The sequence below is a fragment of the Lysobacter daejeonensis GH1-9 genome (genome assembly GCF_000768355.1).
GTDB classification, from domain to species: domain Bacteria; phylum Pseudomonadota; class Gammaproteobacteria; order Xanthomonadales; family Xanthomonadaceae; genus Aerolutibacter; species Aerolutibacter daejeonensis.
In genome coordinates this window covers 104319-119984 of sequence record NZ_AVPU01000008.1, presented here as the reverse complement: position 1 = coordinate 119984, position 15666 = coordinate 104319, and the positions used below count along the sequence as shown (strand labels likewise).

13 protein-coding genes are annotated in these 15666 nt (G+C 64.0%); 5 read left to right on the top strand and 8 right to left on the bottom strand.

The genetic code is table 11. The features are described 5' to 3' along the window. Positions 1 to 342: 342 nt before the first annotated feature. Together N800_RS06760 and N800_RS06755 are read right to left on the bottom strand one after the other, a co-directional pair. Positions 343 to 1413 carry a PepSY-associated TM helix domain-containing protein gene (locus tag N800_RS06760; RefSeq protein ID WP_036136323.1) on the bottom strand — a complete coding sequence of 357 codons (1071 nt, stop codon included), beginning with the start codon at positions 1411 to 1413 and terminating at the stop codon, positions 343 to 345. Between the two features lie 34 nt (positions 1414 to 1447). Then, on the bottom strand, positions 1448 to 3655 hold the full coding sequence (locus N800_RS06755) for a TonB-dependent receptor (protein ID WP_052107985.1): 2208 nt from the start codon (positions 3653 to 3655) through the stop codon (positions 1448 to 1450). 88 nt (positions 3656 to 3743) lie between these two features. On the opposite strand from N800_RS06755, the gene N800_RS06750 reads away from it, so the two are divergent. Next, positions 3744 to 4310, top strand: a complete 567-nt coding sequence (locus N800_RS06750) for a DUF1190 domain-containing protein (RefSeq protein ID WP_036136282.1) — start codon at positions 3744 to 3746, stop codon at positions 4308 to 4310. Continuing rightward, on the top strand, positions 4310 to 5494 hold the full coding sequence (locus N800_RS06745; RefSeq protein ID WP_036136279.1) for a glutathionylspermidine synthase family protein: 1185 nt from the start codon (positions 4310 to 4312) through the stop codon (positions 5492 to 5494). The genes N800_RS06750 and N800_RS06745 overlap by 1 nt, the downstream gene beginning before the upstream one ends. A gap of 164 nt (positions 5495 to 5658) precedes the next feature. Here N800_RS06745 and N800_RS06740 read toward each other — a convergent pair whose 3' ends face one another. The 6 genes from N800_RS06740 to N800_RS06715 all read right to left on the bottom strand — a co-directional run bounded on the left by N800_RS06740 (position 5659) and on the right by N800_RS06715 (position 11447). Beyond that, the gene (locus N800_RS06740) at positions 5659 to 7206 is read right to left on the bottom strand and encodes an efflux transporter outer membrane subunit (protein ID WP_198032487.1); all 1548 of its coding nucleotides are present in this window, start codon (positions 7204 to 7206) and stop codon (positions 5659 to 5661) included. A gap of 56 nt (positions 7207 to 7262) precedes the next feature. Beyond that, entirely contained in the window at positions 7263 to 7733 is a 471-nt protein-coding gene (locus tag N800_RS06735) for a cytochrome c (protein WP_036136277.1), read from the bottom strand. Between the two features lie 37 nt (positions 7734 to 7770). Further along, positions 7771 to 8496 (bottom strand): ABC transporter ATP-binding protein, encoded by a 726-nt coding sequence (locus tag N800_RS06730; RefSeq protein ID WP_036136275.1) that lies wholly within the window; start codon positions 8494 to 8496, stop codon positions 7771 to 7773. Beyond that, positions 8489 to 9622, bottom strand: a complete 1134-nt coding sequence (locus N800_RS06725; RefSeq protein ID WP_232227557.1) for an ABC transporter permease — start codon at positions 9620 to 9622, stop codon at positions 8489 to 8491. Before N800_RS06725 ends, N800_RS06730 begins: the two co-directional genes overlap by 8 nt. Before the next feature lie 68 nt (positions 9623 to 9690). Further along, complete coding sequence (locus N800_RS06720) at positions 9691 to 10842, bottom strand: efflux RND transporter periplasmic adaptor subunit (RefSeq protein WP_036136271.1); 1152 nt, start codon at positions 10840 to 10842, stop codon at positions 9691 to 9693. Beyond that, positions 10839 to 11447 carry a TetR/AcrR family transcriptional regulator gene (locus N800_RS06715; RefSeq protein ID WP_036136269.1) on the bottom strand — a complete coding sequence of 203 codons (609 nt, stop codon included), beginning with the start codon at positions 11445 to 11447 and terminating at the stop codon, positions 10839 to 10841. The genes N800_RS06720 and N800_RS06715 overlap by 4 nt, the downstream gene beginning before the upstream one ends. Before the next feature lie 435 nt (positions 11448 to 11882). Here N800_RS06715 and N800_RS06710 point away from each other — a divergent pair, with 435 nt between their 5' ends. The 3 genes from N800_RS06710 to N800_RS06700 are packed head-to-tail and all read left to right on the top strand — an operon-like array spanning position 11883 to position 15351. Further along, positions 11883 to 13298: an MBL fold metallo-hydrolase RNA specificity domain-containing protein gene (locus N800_RS06710; protein ID WP_036136267.1), complete on the top strand. Its 1416-nt coding sequence runs from the start codon at positions 11883 to 11885 to the stop codon at positions 13296 to 13298. Beyond that, positions 13295 to 14188 carry an LOG family protein gene (locus tag N800_RS06705; protein ID WP_084087295.1) on the top strand — a complete coding sequence of 298 codons (894 nt, stop codon included), beginning with the start codon at positions 13295 to 13297 and terminating at the stop codon, positions 14186 to 14188. The genes N800_RS06710 and N800_RS06705 overlap by 4 nt, the downstream gene beginning before the upstream one ends. A 47-nt stretch (positions 14189 to 14235) precedes the next feature. Further along, positions 14236 to 15351, top strand: a complete 1116-nt coding sequence (locus N800_RS06700; RefSeq protein WP_232227556.1) for a lipid A deacylase LpxR family protein — start codon at positions 14236 to 14238, stop codon at positions 15349 to 15351. Positions 15352 to 15666 lie beyond the last annotated feature (315 nt).

Sequence of the window (15666 nt, the reverse complement as noted above, 5' to 3'; positions counted from 1 at the left end):
TCACTGGGGTGGCGATCCGGGCGTTTTTACGGCCGTCTATTTGGATCCCGCCAGTCAAGCTGGCGTTGTTCTTTTCTCCAATGCAACCACTTCGAGCCAAAGTAAATCGGCAATCAAAAGCATTGCCAGTCGGTTGTTAAGCGTGGATGCCCGCGGTTAACGCCCAGAAAACACCGCAGTTTCTTCGGCCACAATGGCAAGAGAAACCTTATCGCGGGTATCGCTGATTGGCTCTGTGGCAGCTTTGGGTCGAGAGCTGCCACACCACTGTCGCGCCGTGAAGTCGGTACGCCAAACCTGCGGGAGCTATCTGGGCAACACAAGTCGCAGCGACACATTTTCTCAGTGACCGGTACGGCGTCTCCAGAAAAGGAACCCGGTAACCAGCAGAAACATCGGGAGCAAACCCACTATCGCGGTCACCCAACGTGCAGCCGAGCCGCCCACCACACCGATGTGCAGCGGATACAGCGCCGCACTGGCACGCGCCCCCGCCGCCTGCGCCGTGGCGTCGAATACGTCCAGTACGCGAGTTCCCGCTGCATCGACGTGGACCTCGCTGCGTCCGTTGGGGTGCCACTCGCCGGCGGCCCGCGCACGGAAACTGATGACCCGACTGTCAGGCTTGGGCATCGATACGCGGCTGAGCCGGGCGCCTGGCAGGGCGTGGTGCGCGCGCTCCAGCACGCGGTTCCAATCCACTTCGTCGGGCGCGCCCTTCAGCTTCGGTAAGGTCGGCACAGCCCCGCCCAAGGCGGCGGTGAAGACAGCATGGAAGCCCTTGCCGTAGACCATCCCCACGCCGGTCACCGTCGCCAGGAGCAGCAACGGCAGCAGCAGCGCCCCGCCGCTGCGATGCCAAGTTACCCATCGTCGTACGGGTGGATGAGTGTGCACCCGCAAGTGCGAGCGCCATCGCCCGGGCTTGGGCCACCACAGGTACAAGCCGCTCACCAGCAAGCCCAGCGAGACCCAGCCGATCACACCCAGTACCTGCTTCCCGCTGTCGTGTGCGAGCAGTGCGACGTGCCATTCGTGCAACCACATCAACACGTCGTTGTCAGGGGCGCGTTGCAGCAGTAAAGCCCCGTCCTCTGGGGCGAAATAGGCTCGCTCGCCGTTCGCAAAGTAGGCCTGCCATACCGGCAGCTCAGGCTTGGGCAGGTCGATGCTGCGCACCCCGCGAGGCGCCCATTGGGCCACCAACTGCTCCAGCACGACAGGGTCGGCATGCGGCTTATGTGCAATCAGCTCGGGATGTTGCCAACGCAGCAGATCGGTGTGGAACACCAGCACGCTGCCTGCCACACCATTGAGAGCGAAGATGCTGCCCACGGTCAGGCCCACCCACAGGTGCAACCAGGCCAGCCCCCGGCGCAAGCGCCGCTTCACTGCGGCGATTGTAGGGCTCACGGCAAAGGGCGTGGTCTGAGTGCCGTTCATGCGCTCAGAAACGGTGCGACCAACCCAGTGTGAGCACCCGGCCACGGCCGGCGGTGTAGGTATCAGCCCGCGGGGTGGTCTGGGAGTAATACGTCACGTACTGGTTGCCCAGCAGGTTTTCCACGCCCAGGTTCAGCGTCCCCACCGGCAGACTGTAGCGAGCGTGCAGGTCCACCGTGGTGTACCCCTCGAAGTCATTGTTGGTCAGCACCGTGCCGCGGTACTCGAAGTCTCGGTCACGCGCGTGACTCATCTGCAGGCGGCTGGAGAACTTGCCGCTCCAGGACTGCTCCCAGAATGCCGCCAGTCGGTCCGGGCTGATGTTGATTCCCGGCAGGTCACTGTCGACCCGGTCATCCCCATTGCTGTCGTAGCGCCCTTCACTCGCCGCGTAACTCGCGCCCAGGCGGGTGGCTTTCGTGATCTGGTACGTCACGCTGCCCTCCACGCCCCGGATCTCGGTGCGCTCCCGAACCACGTTGTACGACTGCGTGGCCGAGTCGAAGGCCAGGCGTGACCCCAGGTCCGAATCCGACCAGTAGGCGGCCAGATGGACCATCCAAGCGCCGTCGTCGTAGTCCAGGCCCACCTCGCGGTTATCAGCGATCACCGGTTGCAGGTCCACGAGGCTCTCGACACGCTGTCCGGGCTGGGTGATGCCACGCAGCACGCGCCCCACGTCGGCGACGGTGTACCCCTCTGCGTACGAGGCGTACAGCTTGAGCGCATCGGTGGCTTCCCAAACCAAGCCCAGATTGGGCAGCGTTTCGCTGGTGGTAGGCGATCCGCCCTCCACGAACTTGCTACCGCCAGCGTTGGCAGGAATGGTGGTGTAGTCATCCACCTGCAGTGTGCCGCGCTCATGGCGCAGGCCGCCGGTCAGCATGACCGAATCGGTAAGCCACCACTCGGCTTGTATGAAAGGCGAAATCGACTCGTACGTCGTCTCCGGCACCCAGTTCAAACCCGCGTACACCAGCTCCTGTGCGGTGGTATCGCGTGCCAAGTCCAGGCCAAACGTCGCTCGCAGGGGCAGGCCGAACAACTCACCGCGCGACCAGCTGAGCTTGGCGCCCAGCTTTTCGGAGTTGTTCTGCGACTGGTCGAACCAATTAGGGTCGCGGCCATCGCGCCAGAAATCACCCCAGTAGCTGCCACCGTAAAGCGCGGCGAAATCGACCCAGTACAGCTGCGCTTGCAGCGCACCACCAGCGAGGTCCAGGTCGCTGTAGTCGAGGTTCAACGACGTGGAACGGTTGCGCGGCCCCTCGCCTTCGCTGCCACCAGGGGCGGAGGTTGCCAGTTGTCCGGTCGCGGGAACGCCGTCGACGGTGTGGTAATCGTTGTCGCCCTGCAGCTCGTAGCGGTTGACCGTCAGTTGCAGGCGGCGCTGCTCATCCAACGTCCAACCCAGCTTTGCGAACAGGTCATGGCTACGGGCGTCCATCAGGTCACCCTGTACGTCGCTGACGGCAATGGCGCCGCCGTCGGCGTCGTAGAAAAGCCCTTCCTTGGCATACGACACGCCACCCACGAAATCGAAGGCTCGCCGCCGGGTACCGAACAGATACGAGGCGCGATAGCCGGTCCCGTCGTCCTCTCGGGGATGCGCAGTACTCGTGGCCACCTTCACGTCGTGAAAGCTTGCCCCGTCCTTGCGTGGGGCGCGCTTGGTAATGATGTTGATGATGCCGCCCGATGCTCCCAGGCCCTGCAGCGCGTTGGCGCCGTGGATGACCTCGATGCGCTCGATCATTGCGGGGTCAATCGTGTGACCATCACGTCCGCCCTCGCGCAAGGGCGTGGATTGAGGCGCGCCATCGACCAAATACAGGGGCTTGCGGCCGCGCAGGGTCTCGCCGCTGTTGGTCATCTTCTGGCGCGACGGCGCGAAGGACGGCACGAGGTTGGCCAGCACCTGCGACAGGTCCTGGGTCACGGCCAGCTGTTGCTCCAGTTGGGCGCGATCGATGATGGTGATGGTGTTGGGCAGCGCGGCCTCCGAGTCGGGCACGCGACTGGTGCTGGCCGAGACGGTAACCTTGTCCAGCTCGGTCGGTTCTTCACTCAGATTGGTGCTGCTCTGGGCCCAGGCCGGCAGCACGGCGCATATGGCGGTGGTGAGAACGCTGGCGCGAAGCAGGTGCGAGGTCATCTGGAAGAAATGCGGCGAGGGAAGTAGGAACAAATCGTAAATGCGAATCACTCGCATGTAAAGGATTGGTTGGAAATTGCAGGCTCGAGCGTGCCCTTCGGCCATCCCTTATCCTTGGCCCATGACACGCCGCCCAGTGCCCCCGATGAAACGCTCCCGCCATACGGCGCTCGTACTAATGGGCGCCGCGCCCCTGCTTCTGGCGGCCTGCTCGCAGGAGCCAGAGCTCCAGACCGCGGAGGGCTTGTTCACCTCCGTCGAGGCGTGCATCGACAAAACCCAGAACCCCTACATGTGCAAGCAGGCCTTCACCCAGGCCCAACAGCAGGCCGCAGAAGCAGCCCCCGAGTTCGCGTCCATGACCGAGTGTGAAAGCCAGTTCGGCCAGGGACAGTGCGGTACGCAGCAGACCACGGGCGGCCAGTCGTTCATCGGCCCGCTCATGACCGGCTTCTTCCTCTCGCAGATGCTCACCGGACGCGGCGCAGGACTGACACAAAACCCCGCCTCGACACCGCCACCGGGCACGACCAAGGCCGAACCCGCGTTTCGCACCGCGCACAACGACTGGCTGAAGCCGGGCCCATCGCCGGGCGGTGCCGGGGTGGCCGCGCTCACCCGGGTGGATGCCCAGCCCGACCGTGCCATGACGGTGCGCCGTGGCGGCTTCGGTGCCACCGCTGCTCGTCGCTCCGGCAGCTTCGGCGGCTGATGCGCCGCGTTCCCATTGCCCCGCGGCCGGACTGGCGACGGCGCGCGGAGGCCTGCGGCTTCCAGTTCCACACCATCAAGGGGGCGCCCTATTGGGACGAAAGCGCGTATTACGCGTTTACCTTAGACCAGATCGAACAGCACCTCGAAGGACCCACGATTGAGTTGCACCAGATGGCACTCGCGCTGGTGGACGAAGTAGTGGCCAGCGACGCCCTGATGGAGCAATTGGCCATACCGGACGCGTTCCGTGACTACGTGGCGCAGAGCTGGCGCCGCCGTGATCCGCACCTCTACGGGCGCATGGACCTCGCCTACGACGGTCATGGCCCCGCGAAGCTGTACGAACTCAACTATGACACCCCTACCTCGCTCTACGAGGCCGCGTTCTTCCAGTGGGAGTGGCTGGAGAACCAGCGCGAGCGCGGCACCCTGCCCGCCCAGGCGGATCAGTTCAACAGCCTCCACGAAGCACTGGTGAAACGCTTCTCCGAACTCGCGACGCGACTGAAACCTCCGCTGTACTTCGCCGCGGTGGGTCGCAGCGCGGAGGATCAGGGCACGGTGAGTTACCTGCGTGATTGCGCCGCCCAAGGCGGGCTGCCCGCCGGTGCGATAGCACTGGAAGACATTGGCGTTGCTTCGGACGGGCACTTTACGGACATGGACGATGTCGCCATCGGATCGCTGTTCAAGCTCTACCCGCTGGAAGACCTGTTTTCCGATCCGTTTGGTCTTGAGTTGCTGCGGTCAAACCTGCAGTTGCTGGAGCCGGCGTGGAAGCTGGTGTTGAGCAACAAGGGTGTGCTGCCGTTGTTGTGGGAACGCCATCGCGGCCACCCCAACCTGCTCGAGGCCCACTTCGACGATGGCGTCCGTCTCCCGCCGGGATGGGTGCGCAAGCCGCTGTTCTCCCGCGAGGGAGCGAACGTCGAGATGCACTTTGCCGACGGGCGGTTCCTGCACGAGGTGGGGCCATACAGCGATGCGACCATCCGGCAGCAACTGCATTCGCTGCCGTCCTTTTCGGGGCACTATCCGCTGATCGGCAGCTGGGTAGTGGGCGACGCGGCCAGTGGCATCGGCATTCGCGAAGACTCCAGCCCGATCACGCGTGACTCGGCGCGGTTCGTGCCCCATGCGATCGTTGGCGAGGCCGGCGGGCCCATCACCATCGAGGTTTGAGCGCTGTCGAGCCGCTACGGGTGGGCCCCGAGTGCACCTTGCCTACCCCCGATAAACAGCCCTAATCCCCTCTCGTGCCCCCAGCAGGTCGACTGCAATCGGCTCGCAACGGGCATGGCGAAGATGCGGTTGCGACTACGTCGGCCACTAACGCGAATAATCTGTCAGGGAAATTCCCATCGAGGTGACTCAGCGTGCACATCCTCTGAGGGTGGCAATTCCACCTCGGTCGGAATCGCGTATAGGGGACTTGGCATCGGCGCTTCCGCGCGCCTGGAAACGCTGAGGGCGTGGCTTTGAGCTGCGCCGCGCTCGCCGCTCGTCATGGCTCGCATGAGATCGGCGGTAGCCACCAGTCGGTCCGCCATTGCGTTGCTCAATCGGACTTCTGCCTCCGCCAACGCGATCAGTTCCGGCAGCAGACTTGCTCGGCTAAGGGCCCCATTGGCGTGCATTGTGCGTCGACTCTCAACGACGACGACGGTGTCTTTGTAGGCTTCGTTGGCGAGGGAAAGGTTCGTGGCGGAAACTTCAACTTTTTTCAATACGTCCGCGACATCTGCTAGTGCTGAGAGGACCTTGCCACGGTATTGGGCAGCAGCGGCGTCAATGGCAGCGAGCTTGACGCGTTGCATGCCGCGGAGCTCCCCATCAAGCAACGGCGCGGTTAACTGGGCCAGCAGGCTCCAAGCCTGAGTGGCGCTGCTGAAGAGACCTCCGGCGCCCAGTTGATATACGCCAGCGGTGGCGTTGATGGTGATGTCAGGGTAGAGCGCGGCCACCGCGACGCCATAGTCCGCGGTCGCCGCCTCGAGCAGCGCCTCGGCCGCTAGGATGTCGGGCCGGCTTCGGACTAGCTCGGATGGGATTACCACGGGGAGGTTCGCTGGAAGCTCGAAATCGCGCGTCGAGAAAGGCTCTCCCTGGTAGGCTGACGGCTCCACGCCCGCGAGCACGGCCAGCCGCCGGTTAAGCGTTTCGATGTCGGTCTCGAGCTCAACGACAGTTTGCTCGGAGAGTCGCAGGTCTCGCTGGACCGCATGCACATCGGCTCTCGTCGCGTGACCCAACCGCAGACGCTTGAGGGTCAGGGACAGTAGTTCACCGAAGGCGCCACGCCTCGCGCTCTCCGCGCGCAACTGCTCCAGCAGCCGTGCCTGCTGGATTGCCGTCACGACTATCTCGTGGGTCATGTCCCGACGTGCCGCCAGCGCTTCGTACTGGCGGGTATTGGCCCGTGCAGCCAGGACCTCTAGTTCACGACGTGTTCTACCTGCCATGTCCAGACGAAAGCTTCCGAGGAGGCTGACACCCTCCTTGCTGACGACTTGGCCCAGTGCGCTACCGGACGTGCCGGGCAGACCATTGGTCCGCTCGCCGGTCACCCCCCCCATCAACCGTGGCAAGGCTGCCCCACTACGCTTTGCCATGTAGAGGGCGTCGGCCTCTCGCACCCGGGCGAAGGCCTCTTCTACTGTTGGGCTATTGGCCAACGCCTGGTCGATGAGCTGGGTCAGGCGCGCAGACTGGAATACATGCCACCAGTCACCATCGAACGAACCGGTGGGCTCAAGGCGCTGAGCGTGGCCGTGCAGGATATGCGAATGCGTTGTTTCTACTTGCATTTCCCCAGACAAATACGCGTCGCTAGCCGGTTCCTGCGGGCGGATGAAGTCTGGGCCAACAGTGCAACTGGCCAGCGTCAGACTCACTAGCGCGGCTAGCCATAGGGGCTCCAAAGAGCCGAGGTGTGAGCATCGGACGGGCATTAGGGACGGTTTCCATAGAAGTGCGCCCGAAATTCCTGCCGGTGAGCCTGATGGCAGGCTAAGCAGGCCTGCTGCACTTCCGCGTAAGCATTGATCGCGGCGGCGCCGTCGCGTCGCTGCGCCGCTACGCCCATTTTCATGGCAGCCCGCTCGACTTGCCGATCCGCTGCGCGAAATTGGCCAGCGTTGCTGCCCAAGAACGCCATGATGCGGGCCTTCTCGCTAAGGGCTGGTGTTCGGTGCTTGCCAATCTTGGGCGCCGCTGATGCGACCGCATCCCAATCCTCACGGGAAATGGCGCCGGCGACGAATCGCATTTGCTTGCCGAGTTCCTGCATGATTTCTTGCAGTTCCAGTGGTTGACTGACCGCAGCCGCCACAGAAGAAGTAAAAAAAAGCGAGAGCGCCAGTAGGACAGTTGCGGCTCCCGTGCCCGAGGGGACATTCGGGCTAATTGGCTCAGTAGTCATAGATGGGATTCTCCGAGTGCTGGGCGGGATTCGGGACTCAAGGACTATCAATTGGCCTGCCCTCTCCTGCTTCTTCATGCGTTACGCCGTCGCGGATGTGGTAGATGCGGCGGAACGTCGGAATGATCTTTTCATCGTGGGTGACCACGATGATTGCGGTCTCGTATTTCATGGCCATGGTGTTGAGAATGCGGATTACCGCCATGGCGCGTTCGCTGTCGAGCGGCGCCGTGGGCTCGTCGGCCAGGATCACGGGCGGGCGGTTCACCAGACCACGGGCGATGGCCACGCGCTGCTGCTCGCCACCGGAGAGCTGAGAAGGCATGGCCATCGCCCGGTGCTGGACATCCAGCGCCGTGAGCAGCTCCAAGGCACGTTCGCGAGCCGCGCCGTTGGCCATCCCGGCGAGCATAGGCAACAGCGCCACATTGTCGGTCACGTCCAGAAATGGGATGAGGTACGGCGCTTGGAACACGAAGCCGATCTTGTCGCGTCGCAGGGCGCGCAGGTCGTGGGTGATCCAGCCGTTGTCGTAAATCACCTCCCCGCCTAGGGTCATCTTGCCGGCCGTGGGGTCAATCACCGCCCCCAGACACTTAAGCAGGGTGCTCTTGCCGGAACCCGACGGGCCGATGAGTCCGACCACTTCGCCCGGGGCGACATGCATGTCGACCCCCTTGAGCGCGTCTACGGCCGAGTCACCGGCCCCGTAGCGCTTGCGCAGCCCTTCGATTTTGATACCCAGTCCACGCGAGTCAGCCACCGATCGCCTCCGCAGGATCCACCTTGAGGGCCATCCGGATGGCGATCAGGCTCGCCAGGGCGCAGATGACCAGAACCGAACCGAATCCCATGGCGGCGTCCACGGGCAAGAGCAGCACGTATTTCGGGAACAGCGGCGCAGCAAACGTGGCCGTGATCTTTCCGACCACGAAGCCGATCACGCCCAGCACCAGCGACTGCTGCAGGATCATCCAGGCGATGGTGCGATTCTTCGTGCCGATGAGCTTGAGGACCGCGATCTCGCGGATCTTGTCCATCGTCAGGGTGTAGATGATGAAAGCCACGATTGCGGCACTGACGACGGCCAGGATCATCAGAAACATGCCGATCTGCTTGGCCGAGGTGGCGATGAGCTTACCGATCAAGATCTTTTCCATGTCGGCCCGGGTGTATGCCGTCAGGCGCTTCCACTTCTCGATCTCGTTGGCTGTCTGTTCGGGGTCGACGCCGGGGTCTAGACGGACCAGGACGGCGTTCACGAAGCTGTTCGTTGCCTTAGACGCGTTCACCGACTCGAGCAGGTCGGGTACGCCGGGGCGGTTGAAGGCCGGGTTCTCCGCAGTGCGTCGGCGGCTCTGGTGGATGGCGTCGTTGTCGCGCAGGAACTGCGCTTCCTGAGCATCCTTGAGCGGAATGAATACCATCGGGTCGCCGCTAGAGGACACCATGCGGCGAGTCAAGCCGACGACGGTGTACTGGTTGCGCCGGATGGTGAGCCGGTCGCCGAGGGTAAAGCCGGTGGCCACGTCGGCCACGGCCTCGTAGTGGCTCCGGGTTATCTGGCGGCCGGTGATCAGGTACGGGGGCCAGCCGGCGCTCGTGCCGTTGCCGCCCGGGGCGATGCCGACCACCATCGCGCGCACGTCGGATTCGTCCTTGCGCACCTGCATGGTCAGGTAGGTGATGTTGGAGGCTTCCTCCACGCCCTGCATGGCCGAAAGGGTGCGGTACATGTCGTCATTGACACTGGAGGATTCCGCATAGGGCCCGAGCGTACCCTGCTGGACCACCCATAGGTCGGCGCCGCTGTTGTCGAGCAGCGCCTTGCCGTCATCCACCATCCCCCGGTACACCCCGGCCATGACCAGGGTGACGCCGATCAGCAAGCCCAGGCCGATGCCCGTGAATACGAACTTTGCCCAGGCGTGCAGGATGTCGCGGCCGGCGAGGCTAATCACGGAGCGGCTCCCGGCAGCGCCCCGGCCTCGCTGATCCGGGTGCGGGCGGTCAGGGTGGATTCGCTATAGAGCACGACTATGTCGCCCACTTTCAGCCCGTCGAGCACTTGGACGTAGCCGTGCAGGTCCGTCGGGCCGGTTCGCACCGGGGCGAACTCGATATCGCCGTCGACCACCTTCCAGACGCCGGTCGCGTGGTCAACCCGGCGCAGCGCGGCCGAGGGGATGGCGAGGGCTTCCTTGCGCACCGGCAGTTGCACGGTCAGGTGGACGATCTCGCCCAGCGGCGGCAGCGGCTCGACTTTCTCCGCGAACGCTATCTTCGCGACGGTTTCCTCGGTGATCGGGTCGGCCTTGGGCTCGGCGCGGACGACTTCGCCGTCGAAGAGCTCACCTTCGCGCGAGCGAAGTTCGATGACGGCCGGCAGGCCGGCGGCGAGCCCGTTGGCGCTGACCTGGTCAAAGCGGGCGTTGAGCCAGACCTCGCCTGGCTCGATGACCTCGATCACCGACTGGCCGGCAACGACCGTCGTGCCGGGGTCCGCCGTGCGGGCGGCGACGATGCCGTCGACCGGGGCGCGCAGGATCAAGCTGTCGCGCTGGATCTCGGCCGCCCGGACATCGGCGCGGGTGCGAGCAATCTCCTTGTGCCCTGCATTGAGGGCCGACTCGGCGATCCGTAGCTCCTGGCGCTTGGTGATGACCTGTTCCTCACTCACGACCTGGGCCGTAAAGAGCTTTTCGTAGCGATCAGCCTGCGAGGCCGCGAAGGCATGCCGCGCCTTGAACTCGGAGAAGGCCGCCTCGGCGCGGTCAGCGGCGGCGCGCACGGCGTCGAGCCGCTGTTCTAGGTCTATCGGATCCAGTTCGGCCAGTACCTGGCCCGCCTCGACGGTATCGCCCGGCTGCACGTCGACCCGAAGCAGGCGGCCGGGCGTGATCGGGCCCACGCGATGGGCATACCGGGCCTCGACCGTCCCGATGCCGGCGATCTGAGGCTGAAGCTCGCGCATGGTCGTCGAGACCGTCGTGACCGACACCGGCGCCATGGGGCCGGAGCGAATCACGACGTAAATGAACAAGGCGATCAGCGGGATCGCTACGGCGATTAATCCCCAGGTGCGCCGGAAGACGGGTGCTAGCTTCATCGACTTGCCTTCAAGCCACGGCGGTAAATAGCAAACGCCTTGGGCGCTTCGGCCTTGAGCACCTTGAGGTCACCTGCCAGCATCGACTGCATGACGATCCCTTGGATCAGCCCGATGAACAGGATCGATGCGGTATCCGGATCCGTTTCCGGGTCGATCTCGCCCAAGGCAATGCCATGCTGGATCTGCATCCGCAGGCGATCGCCATAACGTGCCATCAGGGTGCGGGCCATTTCCTTGGCTGGGCTGGACTCCTTGCGCTGCAGCTCGCTGAACATCATCCGGGGGATGCCCGGATGCTCGGACACGAACTCGATATGGCTCAGGAACATGGCCTCCATGGCGGCCAGCGGGGACTCGACGCCTGCCGCGGCGTGCTCGATACGCGTAAGGAGCCGGGAGGCCACCCACTCCATGACGGCCTGCCAGATGGCGTCCTTGGAGGGGAAATGGCGGAACAGCGCGCCCTGGGTCAGTTTCATGTGCTTGGCGATGGCCGCGGTGGTGATCTCGGCAGGGTTGCTCTCGCCCGCCAGCGCCACGACGGCTTCCACCGTGACAGTGCGGCGCTCATCGGCAGGCAGATGCTTTGGATGCGTGCTCACAGGTCGCTCCGTGAATTGCGTGAGTGAGTACTTACTATCTTTGTGGAAATTAAAGGCGTCAAGCCCCTCGGTGCGAACTCGGCGGCTCGGTTGGCGATTGTTCAGCCTACGTCCCGTCTGCCGGGCCGAGGCTTATGGCTGCTAACCATGGCAAATCTTGCTATCAGCGTGACGGCGGCGGGGGGAACCGTGACCTCCGCCGCTTCGGAAAACTGATCGGTACCCAGACGAGCGAACTTGCCAACCTATGGGGCGAGTAATAAGGTAGTGATCGCTTACTTTGCTCGACGGGATGCTCCCCCGCGGCCCGGGCACTACGCCGGCGCGCGGGCAGACCCCTCCCCTCCCGGCCTGCCGGAGGGAGGCGAGCCACCCCTCCAAGCGCTGCGATCTCCCCGTGATCCCAGGCAGCGCTCGCCGAAGAAGGTCTCCCACGTGAAGATCCATTTTGTTGGCGCAGCCCGAGAGGTCACGGGCTCCTGCTACCTCATCGAAACCGACCAAGTTCGCTTCCTCGTCGATTGCGGCATGGTCCAAGGCGGACGCGAGGCCAAGGCGCGTAACCATGCGCCCTTCCCTTTCAATCCCGCGTCCATCGATTTCGTCCTGCTCACGCACGCCCACATCGACCACAGCGGCTTGTTGCCCAAGTTGGCCCGCCACGGTTTTAAGGGACCGATCCACACGGTGTCGGCCACACGTGACCTGCTGGAGGTGATGCTGCGCGACAGCGCCCACATCCAGGAGTCCGATGCAGAGAGGGCCACGCGGCGACACCCCAAACAGCGCAAGCCGCCGCGCCCGGAAGACGCGGCCATCTACGGGATGGCGGATGCCGAGCAGGCCTTGCGGCAGGTTCGGCCCACCCCCTACGACCAGCGCGTGGAGGCACATCCACAGGTGATGTGCATCTTCCGCGAAGCGGGCCACATTCTCGGGTCGGCCATCATCGAGGTCTGGGTCTCGCAGAGCGGAGGACGAACGACGAAGGTCGTATTCAGCGGTGATCTTGGGCAGCCAGGTCGTCCAATCCTGCGGGACCCTACGCTGATCGATGACGCCGACCTGCTGTTCATCGAATCGACGTACGGCGACCGGTCGCACAAGGACCAGGAAGCCACGCGCGACGAGCTGGCCAGGATCGTTGAGCAGACTCTGGCGGGCGGCAACGTCATCATCCCCGCGTTCGCGGTGGGTCGCACTCAGGAAGTCATCTACCACCTCCACCGACTGACGCGCGAGGGGCGCATCGCCCCAATTAACATCGTCGTGGACTCTCCCATGGCCACGCAGGCGACCCGCATTACCCAGAAGCATGCAGCGCTTTTCGATGAAGCCGCCCGGGAGTTGGTGCAGTGGAAGGAGGCCGGCACCGGCTTGCCCCGCCTGCGCTTCACTGAGACCGCGCAGGAGTCGATGGCGCTCAACAATGTGCAGTCGGGGCTGATCATCATCTCGGCTAGCGGCATGTGCGATGCAGGTCGGGTCCGGCATCACCTCTTCCATAACCTCAGCCGACGTTCTAGCGCGGTGCTCATTACCGGCTACCAAGCCCGCGGCACCTTGGGCCGCCGCCTAGTCGAGGGTCACCAGACGGTGCACCTGCTCGGCCAGGATATACGCGTCCGGGCCAAGATCCACACGGTGGGAGGCCTCTCCGCCCACGCCGATCGGGAAGCCCTGATTGGCTGGGCCGATGGCTTCAGCAAGCCTCCGCGGCAGGTGTTTGTCATCCACGGTGAGGACGCTTCGGCCCAGGCGCTGGCCAGCGCGCTTGCCAGCCGTCCTGGCTGGACGGTCACCGTGCCGCGCGTGGGCGATGTCTACGAATTGCCGGATGCCGTCGCATGAGCGCCGTCAACGACGAAGCTCTGGCGAAGCCGGCGGAAATGGCCGACCAGATTGCCGCGGCCAGCGCCTATCGCCTAGCCCACGAGGATGCGGAGCTATTGTCCTCCGATGACCTGCGTCCCCTCCGACTGCAGCTCGAGTATCTCAAGCCTGAGCGCGCGATGCGGGCGGCCGGGATCAAGTCGACGATCGTGGTATTCGGCAGCGCCCGGATCCTGTCCCTCGGGGACGCTGCTGCTCGACTCGATCAGGTTCAGTCCCAGAACCGTGAGAATCCGGGGCGCCCGAATGCTCACACCGAGATGATGGCTGCACTGCGGGCGGTTAAGTACTCACGCTACTATTCCGAGGCCCAGCGATTTGCCTCCTTGGTCTCGCGCCGTTTTCAGCATGAAGGGCGCCGCGAGTTTGTTGTGGTCACTGGCGGCGGCCCTGGCATCATGGAGGCCGCAAACCGAGGGGCCTTTCAGGTCGGAGCCCCCTCGGTAGGGCTAAATGTGGCACTTCCGCATGAGCAGCAGCCGAACCCCTACATCACCCCCGAGCTTGCCTTTCGCTTTCGCTACTTCTCCTTGCGAAAGATGCATTTTCTAATGCGGGCCAAGGCGCTCGTCGCATTTCCCGGCGGTTTCGGCACGATCGACGAGCTCTTCGAGGTTCTGACCCTTGTGCAGACCTGCAAGATGCCCAAAGTCCCGGTGATCTTGGTCGGGTCGGCGTTCTGGAAAAGCCTGATCGACTTCGACTTCCTCTGCGAAGAAGACCTGGTCTCCCGTGAGGACCTGACGTTGTTCTCCTACGCGGAGTCCGCCGATGACATCGTCCGGCAACTCGAGACCTACTACGGCGATCAGGTGCCGAGCGCCACCACGCCGGAGTCGGTGCCATGACGCGCCGCCGACCGAATACGCAAGGGACTGGCTCGCTCTCGGGAACTATGCAACAGAAGTCGATGGCGGCGGTCCTGCTCTGGGCTGCAGCCGGAGCATCGGTGGCCAATGCGCGGGAGGCCTGCGAGCCCGGATCGGGTTTCGAACTCCGTGGCGGCGCCCTGCGTCTGGAAAACGATCTGTTCGCCGGGACGGATCAGAACTACACCAACGGCGTGTCGGCCACGCTGGTCTCGGAAGACCGCCCATCGGGAGCCTCCCGCGATTGCCTACCCGGCCTGCTGCGTGCTCAGGCGGAGGTGATCGATGCCATCAACCCGAGCTTCTGGGCTGGCGACCCTGCGACGACGCGCGAAAATGTCGTGGTGAAGTTCGGGCAGTCGATGTACACGCCCGAGGACTACGCGAGGTCCGATCTGATCGAGAGCGACCGCCCATACGCGGGACTGCTCTACGTCGGCTCGTCCTGGAATCGACGTCGCCCGCTACCGGCCCCGGGGCGCGAAGTACTCGACACACGTGAATTGACCTTCGGCGTGATCGGCCCGCTCTCGCTCGCCAAGCAGTCCCAGGACTTTGTGCACAAGTTGATCGGCGAGGAGACCTTCCAGGGCTGGGATCACCAGTTGGGGAGCGAACCGGCTTTCCAGGTCGCGGCCGACCGGAAAATCCGGTACCGAAATGCTGCGTTCGGCGAGACCGGCGCGTGGGGCATAGACCAGATCACCACCAAGGGTGCTCGTCTGGGCAGCATCGAGACGTCCGCCACCCTCGGATGGGAAGCCCGCTTTGGCTTGAGCCTCCCCGACGACTTCGGCACCTACCCCATACGGCCCGGCGCCGAAAATCGCTCGCCAAGGTCTGCTGGCGGCAATACCGAATCGCCAGAGGACACCCCTTTCCAAGGTGGCCATTTCTTCGTCCTGCTTGAGGCCAAGGCGGTGGGCTATGACTTTTCGCTGGACGGGAACCTGTTCGCGGACAGCCATTCCGTGAACCGTCGTCCCTTCGTCGGCCAGGCTGCCGTCGGATTCGCCATGCAGGGGTCGCTATTCGGGCGGCGAACCAAGCTCGCGGTCATGCGTGTCTTCAAGACGCGGGAGTTCGACGAGCAGGAATCACAACATGCTTATGGTTCGCTTGCGCTGAGCGTTGATATGTAAAAAATGACCGGCTGCCGGCGCAGTGAGTCACTGATCCGCGTGTCGGGCCGCATGATGAGCGATCGTGCACGACGAATCTTCCGCTAACGAATCCCGATAACCATTGTTTATCCGGTACCCGAATCCTGTCCGCTTTCGGCCACAAGCGGCCATTCGATGAGCAGGCAAAGCCTGAGCTAGGCGGCCGTTCCAATCGCAAAGCGTTTAAGCGTATGGCCATGCGAATTTCAGGCCTGAGCCCCGTTCCTTCGGGTAATCAAGATACTGCAGCCGGAACGCCCGGGCGATCTGTTGGACTTCAGTGCCGAGGCCCTC

What these genes read in the sequence shown, in the direction of transcription:
- N800_RS06745 (WP_036136279.1), top strand. Translation starts at nt 4,310, where the DNA reads ATGCGCCGCGTTCCCATTGCCCCGCGGCCGGACTGGCGACGGCGCGCG.
- N800_RS06720 (WP_036136271.1), bottom strand. Translation starts at nt 10,842, where the DNA reads ATGAAGCTAGCACCCGTCTTCCGGCGCACCTGGGGATTAATCGCCGTA.
- N800_RS06755 (WP_052107985.1), bottom strand. Translation starts at nt 3,655, where the DNA reads ATGCGAGTGATTCGCATTTACGATTTGTTCCTACTTCCCTCGCCGCAT.
- N800_RS06705 (WP_084087295.1), top strand. Translation starts at nt 13,295, where the DNA reads ATGAGCGCCGTCAACGACGAAGCTCTGGCGAAGCCGGCGGAAATGGCC.
- N800_RS06750 (WP_036136282.1), top strand. Translation starts at nt 3,744, where the DNA reads ATGAAACGCTCCCGCCATACGGCGCTCGTACTAATGGGCGCCGCGCCC.
- N800_RS06735 (WP_036136277.1), bottom strand. Translation starts at nt 7,733, where the DNA reads ATGACTACTGAGCCAATTAGCCCGAATGTCCCCTCGGGCACGGGAGCC.
- N800_RS06700 (WP_232227556.1), top strand. Translation starts at nt 14,236, where the DNA reads ATGCAACAGAAGTCGATGGCGGCGGTCCTGCTCTGGGCTGCAGCCGGA.